This window comes from Bauldia sp. (genome assembly GCF_020442045.1).
Classification (GTDB): Bacteria; Pseudomonadota; Alphaproteobacteria; order Rhizobiales; family Kaistiaceae; genus Bauldia.
This window is the reverse complement of sequence record NZ_JAGRLA010000089.1, coordinates 21,540-28,081: the sequence shown is the minus strand read 5'-3', so window position 1 is coordinate 28,081 and position 6,542 is coordinate 21,540. Positions and strand designations below refer to the sequence as shown.

The 6,542-nt window shown below is 68.5% G+C and carries 4 protein-coding genes and 2 pseudogenes; all 6 read right to left on the bottom strand.

What is annotated here, in order from left to right:
* Window positions 1-587: pseudogene (locus KDJ86_RS10395) on the bottom strand (vitamin B12-dependent ribonucleotide reductase); the annotation flags it as partial.
* Window positions 588-1,016: 429 nt separating this feature from the next.
* Window positions 1,017-1,799: a DUF2189 domain-containing protein gene (locus KDJ86_RS10390; protein ID WP_291745305.1), complete on the bottom strand. Its 783-nt coding sequence runs from the start codon at window positions 1,797-1,799 to the stop codon at window positions 1,017-1,019.
* 571 nt (window positions 1,800-2,370) lie between these two features.
* A pseudogene (locus tag KDJ86_RS10385) lies at window positions 2,371-2,685 on the bottom strand (septal ring lytic transglycosylase RlpA family protein); the annotation flags it as partial.
* Between the two features lie 257 nt (window positions 2,686-2,942).
* On the bottom strand, window positions 2,943-4,268 hold the full coding sequence (locus KDJ86_RS10380) for an MFS transporter (protein WP_291745303.1): 1,326 nt from the start codon (window positions 4,266-4,268) through the stop codon (window positions 2,943-2,945).
* 10 nt (window positions 4,269-4,278) lie between these two features.
* Window positions 4,279-4,698, bottom strand: coding sequence for a secondary thiamine-phosphate synthase enzyme YjbQ (locus KDJ86_RS10375; protein ID WP_291745301.1), 420 nt, complete (start codon window positions 4,696-4,698; stop codon window positions 4,279-4,281).
* Window positions 4,699-4,743: 45 nt separating this feature from the next.
* A complete protein-coding gene (locus KDJ86_RS10370; RefSeq protein WP_291745299.1) occupies window positions 4,744-6,453 on the bottom strand; it encodes a uracil-xanthine permease family protein in 1,710 nt (569 codons plus the stop codon).
* Between the last annotated feature and the right edge of the window lie 89 nt (window positions 6,454-6,542).

The window sequence follows — 6,542 nt, the reverse complement described above, 5'->3', positions numbered from 1 at the left end:
GGCTGCGGATGCTCGTAGGCCGATTTCGACCGCGTCAGCTTGCCGGTCTCCGGATCGACGTAGTGGTGTCCCTGGCCGGGACCGTCGATACCGTAGGCCCAGTGCAGGCCGGTGTTGAACCACTGGGGCGAGTTCGGCGCCGCCTTCTGGGTGGCAAGCATGAAGCGCATCTCGTCGAAGAAGGCCTCGGCGTCCTCCTCCGAATCGAAATAGCCGCCCTTCCAGCCCCAGTAGGTCCAGGTGCCGGCCAGCCGGTCGAAGACCTGGCGCGAATCACGCTCCGAGCCGCTGCGCTCGTCGGCCGGCAGCGCCGCAAGCGCCGCCTCGTCGGGAACCGACCGCCACAGGAAGGAGGGGACGGCGTTCTCCTCGACCTTCTTCAGGCGCGCGGGAACGCCCGCCTTGCGAAAATATTTCTGGGCAAGGATGTCGCTCGCCACCTGGCTCCAGGCGGCCGGTACCTCGATGTCGTCGAGCTTGAAGACGATCGACCCGTCCGGGTTGCGGATCTCGCTCCGGGTGGTCCGGAATTCGATCCCCGCATAGGCGTCTTCGCCCTTTGTCGTGTAGTGCCGCTCGATCCGCATTTTTGCCCCATCTTGTTGCGCGTCACGCGCATGTCATCCAAGTGCGCGTATCCTGAACCCAAGGATTCGGGCACCCGCCGCCTACCACTGCCAGACGCATCCCACCGGGGTTATGATTCCCGGATATTGTGTCCAAGGTTTACGCGAAACACTAAATATAGTATTACCCGCGCCCGTTTGTCACCCGTTTTCTTGCCGGAAACGCGGCTGTTTTTTCGCCGGAAAGCGCACAAACTCCCCGCCGCCCGCGCACGGGCCAAAGCCCTCGGAAACGAGCCGACACACGCCAACTTTATCGGGAAAAGCCTCGACGCCGGAGCATCCAGGCACGTCGACAACTCCGACGCTTGGATGACGCTAAGCCGAGTCGCGGGGAGGGGTCAACGCGCTGGTCTGGGGAAAGTGGGGGAACGGCGACTCATTATCGATTCAGGCCTTGATCGGCCCCGGCACCAGCTCGCGATAGGCGCGCCAGCTTGCCAGCCCGAGCCACGGGAAGACGACGATGAAGGCGATGAAGGCGGTCGCCGCGGAGACCAGGACGAGGATCGCGATGATCGCCGCCCACAGGGTCATCGGCCCGAAATTCTTCGTCACCGCCGTGAAGCTGACCGCGGTCGCGGCAAAGATGTTCGAGTCGCGATCGAGAAGCATCGGCGCCGAGACGACGACGAGGCAATAGACGAAATAGGCGGTGGCGCCGCCGACCAGCGTGCCGGCGAAGAGCATGCTCCACCCGTCGGACGTGCCGGTCGCGAAGTCGACGAAGTCCATCACGGTGCGGTGCAGCTGGTAGGTCGACAGGCCGTAGACGATCTGGGCGATGCGCCCCCAGAGCAGGTAGATGAAGACCAGCCCGAGCCCGAGGTAGAAGACATCCTGCCGGACGGCCGCCCTGACGTAGACCATCCGGGCCAGGGTCGGTTTCTCGCCCCGCTCGATCAGCCGCCCGGCCTCATAGAGACCAACCGCGAGCATCGGCGCGACGAAGACGAAGCCGACGGTCAGTGCCAGCACCCAGAATTCGGCATCGGATTCGACCAGGGCGTAGAAGAGGCCGAAGCTGATCAGCGCCAGCGCGAGGCCGTAAATGAGGCAGGGACCGGGCGCCTTCCAGAGATCGCGCCATCCGCCCCCGAGCCACCGGAACGGCGATTTCCAATCAATCGCGCCGACGGCGGGCAGGCCTCCCGCGGATACCGTTGAAGCCATTGCACCTTTCCCCCCTTTCCCGCGCCCCTTTTGTCGGGGACCTCGAGGTGGCCCATGCGCCTCGTCCGGCCTCGGCGCACGCCGCCGGAAATGATAGCCGCCGGGTGAAACGGGGTGAAGGGGCGGGAGCGCCGCGTCCACGGGTTACGAGAACCGGCGAGACAGCCCCAGCGGGCGTTCAATCCGGCGTCTGCTGCAGGACGTCCCAGTCCTCTCGCGGCGCAACCCCGTGATGCGGGTCGATGGGCGGAACGATGGTCTCGGTCCCGGCCTTCTCGAGCAGCGGCTTGACCAGGGCGAGCTCGGCCTTCTGCGGGGCGAAGGCATCGGCGAAGCGATCCGGAAGGGCGTCAACCGAATCCGGCGTCAGGACGACGATGTCCTGGTCCACGGCCGGTGCGTCCGGCACCGGGACCTCGGGGGCGGCCGCCGGCCCGACATCGGCGGTCGCGTCGCCTTGCGGCTTTGGCCGGGGCGGCGGCGGCGGAAGATCGGCCTCGAGCGAGGCTTCGACGATAGACGGCTTCGCGGCGGGCACGTCCGATCCGCAGGTGTCCGGCAGGCTGCCCTTGCCGCTGACCACGGTGACGCGGACCCGGGCAATGCCGGACTGGATCATCCCGATCTTCGCGGCGGCCGCCTTGCTGACGTCGATCACCCGGCCCTTGGTGAAGGGACCGCGATCATTGACGCGGACGACGACCGAGCGGCCATTGGCGAGATTTTCGACCCGGACGCGGGTCTGGAAGGGAAGGCTGCGATGGGCGGCGGTCAGGTCGCCGGAGTCGGCCCGCTCGCCGCTCGCGGTCAGGCCGTCGAGGTCGAACCACGCCGCCTTGCCGCATTGCGCCGCGCCCGCGACCCCGCTGCCGGCGGCTATCGCCATCGCAGCCAGGCCGATCACGATCCCCGGCCGTCTGACCCCTGTCGGTCGCACGCTACGCCACTCCCCGTCGGACCGATCGACACCGACACGCTTGGCGGCCCGCAGCACAAAGAGAACGGCGAGGTTTTGGCCAAAATGGGGCCGCAATGAGAAGCCGGGCGAATCAGCCGGGATTTGCCCGGCTGGTGCGCGGTTGCGGTGGAGCGGCGCCGGGTCCTGATGCGCCGCGGGCGAGGCCCCCACGATCTTTCCGGGGGTCAATCCGGTTTGCCCGCGCCGGGTGCATCGAGACGCCACGGCACGAACCGCAAAAGGGCGAGGCCGATCAGCGCCGTCGCGGCGAGATAGAGGCCGGGCGCCACCTGCCAGCCGGTCGCGCCGACCAGCGCGGTCGCGATCAGCGGCGCGGTGCCGCCGAACACGGCGACCGCGATGTTGTAGCCGATCGACAAGGACGAGCAGCGCACCCGCGGACCGTGAAGCGAGACGAAGACCCCCGGCAGGGTACCGAGATAGGCCGCCATCATGACGGCGAGGCCAACCTGGGCGATGGCGGCGAAGACGAGCGCTCCGGTGCCGGCCAGCAGAAGGAGCGGGGCGGCGGCGACCAGGGTCGCCACGCCTGCGATGAGGAGCACCAGGCGCGGACCGAACCGGTCGGCGGCGGCGCCGAATAGCGGAACGGCGAGCGTTCCGACGAGAACGCCGAGGGTGCTCAGGCCGAGCGCCGTCGCCTCGCTCATGCCGACGACCGTGGACAGATCGGTCGCAAGCCAGACGAACACGATGTAATAGCCGGCCGAGGGGACCCAGTTGAGACCGGCGGTGACCGCGATTTCGCGCGGGTGTTGCCGGATGGCGGCGACGACGGGGGCCTTTTCGACCGAACCGGTGTTCCTGATGTCGCTGAAGGCCGGCGACTCGGCAACCCCCATCCTCAGCCACAGCCCGATCGCGGTGACGACGATTCCGAAGAGGAAGGGGATGCGCCACCCCCAGGCGTCCAGCACCTCGCTCGACAGCGCCGCCGTCAGCAGCCAGGCGACGCCGGCGCCGGCAAGCCCGCCGATCATCGCGCCGAAATTGGAGAGGCTGCCCTGGAAGCCGCGGCGTTTCGGCGGCGCATGCTCGACAAGGAAGACGATGGAACCGCTGAACTCGCCGCCGGCGGAGATGCCCTGGGCGAAGCGCAAGGCGACGAGCAGGACCGGCGCGAGGAGGCCGACGCTTTCGTAGGTCGGCAGGAGGCCGAGGGCGAAGGTGGGCAGGCCCATCATCGCGACCGACACGGTCAGCAGGCGGCGGCGCCCGAGGCGATCTCCGATCCGGCCGTAGATGACGCCGCCGAGCGGCCGCGCCAGAAAGCCGACGGCGAAGGCCGAATAGGCTCCGATCAGCGAAGCGACGGCGTCCGACGACGGGAAGAACTGGCCGGCGAAGACCGTGGCGAGATAGCCGTAGAGCGCGAAGTCGTACCACTCGAGCACGTTGCCGACGATGCCGGCCGCGGTCACGCCCGGCGGGGCCGACGGCACGTCCCCCGAGGCGGGTGTCGGCTGCCGGCCCTGTCGGGTTTCCCTCACCACAAGGCTCTCACTCCCCGATCAGGTGGAGGGCGACCTCCCGCCGGTGCGGGCGGCTGCGATGCTCGAACAGATAGAGTCCCTGCCAGGTCCCGAGCGCCATCCGGCCGCCGACGACCGGGATTGACAGCGACGAGGCGGTCAATGCGGTGCGGATATGGGCGGGCATGTCGTCCGGGCCTTCGAGGCCATGGACGTAGCGCCGCGGGTCTTCCGGAGCGATCGCCTCGAAATAGGCCTCCAGGTCGATACGGACGTCAGGATCGGCATTCTCCTGGATGATCAGGGATGCCGAGGTGTGCCGGCAGAAGACGGTCAGCAGGCCGGTGTCCACTCTCTCGTCGCCGATCCAAGCCGCGACATCGGCGGTGAATTCGGTCAGGCCCTTGCCGCGGGTCGGGATGTGGATGCTGTGGGTCGCCTGGCGCACGGGCGCGATGATAGCGGCTCGGCCGGGGACGGTCGACCATGGGGGTCAGGTGTCGAAGCCGAGCCGCAGCGTGACCTTCTCGCCGTGGGTGGTGAGGCCCGTGTGGTCGGCGACGGCGCCGTGCAGGAAACTGGCGAGACCGGCGACGGCCGAGGCTTCCTCATGCGCCTGCTCCTGACCGCGGTCGGCCAGCGCGACATGCAGCGGGCGGCCGCGATACCTGAGGGTCACGTCGAGGCGGAGGCTGTCGTAGCTCGCATCGATGACGACCGGTTCGCGGACATAGTGGCCTTCCTCGAGCCGCGTGGCCACCTCGGCCACCGCTCGGGTCGCCCGGCTGACGACATCCGCATCGAGCTTCCACGCCTCGGCTTTCGCCGCCAGGAAAGCGGAGAATCCTTCCTGGCTCCCGCCGCCGGCTTCCCAGCGGAGCGTGTCGCTGCGACGGATGCCGATCCGGAAGGCCAGGGTGAGCAGGATCGCCACCGAGAGGCTGGCGGTGAGCATCTCGCCGGTGAAGATCTGGAGGAATTCGGGCAGCCGTTCGAAATAATCGGGCCGCACCCTGGTCAGCAGCCCGACGAAGAGGGCGATGCTGATCGCGACCCCGCCGCGCAGGTCGATGGGGCGGGAGGCGATGATCTGGATGCCGCCGACCACCATGAAGGAGGCGGTGAAGACGAGGACCGCGCCGGCGACCTCGAGGGGCAGCGCGATGATCGCCGCGCTGATCTTCGGCGTGAAGGCGAAGAGCAGGAGGATGGCCGAGGTCGCGAAGGCGATGACCCGGCTGGTGGCGCCGGTCGCGCTGGAGACGCCGACCATGCTCGGTGCGCTGCTCATGCCCGGTACGCCGAGCAGTCCCGCCGCCAGGCAGCCGAGACCGTCGCCGGTGACGCCGCGGCTGACATTCTCCATGTCGGGACGCTTCCAGTCAGCGTCATTGATGCGCTGGCAGGTGGTGACCACGCCTATGGTGCGGACCGTCGCCGCGACGGCGGCCGCGAGGAAAGCCGGGACGAGGGCCGGATCGAAGGCATAGGAGAGGATGCCGGGATCGGGGAGGGCGAGCCACGGCGCGCCGCCGACGGTCGCCAGCGTTGCCGGCCCGATCAGTCCGCCGATCGTCGCGACGATGACGCCGAAGACCAGCCCGAGCAGCGTCGAGGTGAGCTTGACCACGCCGCGCGCCCAGATCGACAGGCCGATGCAGGCGGCAAGCGTCAGCAGCGCCGTCGCGACATGCCAGTGGAAGGCCGGCAGCGACTCGCCCCGCGTATCGAGCGCATGGCCGATCCCGACAAGCCCGAGCTGGAGGCCGACGACCAGCACCGTGAGGCCGGCGATGGTCGGCTGGAAGACGACGCGAAGCCGTTCGATGAAGCGCGACAGGACGATCTCGATCACGGCCGCGAAGATGGTCATCCCGGCGACGGCGGGGAGGCCGCCCGCCCTGGCGGCGAGGAGGGCGGGACCGAAGTAGATGGCCGAATAGACCGGCGGCGCAAGGTAGCCCGAGCCGAAGAAGCGGCCGCGCCATGCCTGGACGGCGGTCGCGATCGCGGCCGCGACCAGGCCGAGGCTGACGAGCGCCGCCGATTGGCTGTCCGGAGCGCCGGCCTCCCGCGCGACGATGACGACGAGGATCAGATAGACCGAGAGCAGGATCGCGTATTGAAGGCCAAGAAAGGCCAGCCGGCCCGGCGGCGGACGTTCATCCAGCGCATAGACAAGGTCAGGGGGACGAACCGCCATGCAGGACTCCTGTTCGGGGTGTTTCCGGCTTCCGACTCGCCAAAGCGATGGAACACTGGCATTGATGGCCGATCAACCACTGGTATCGA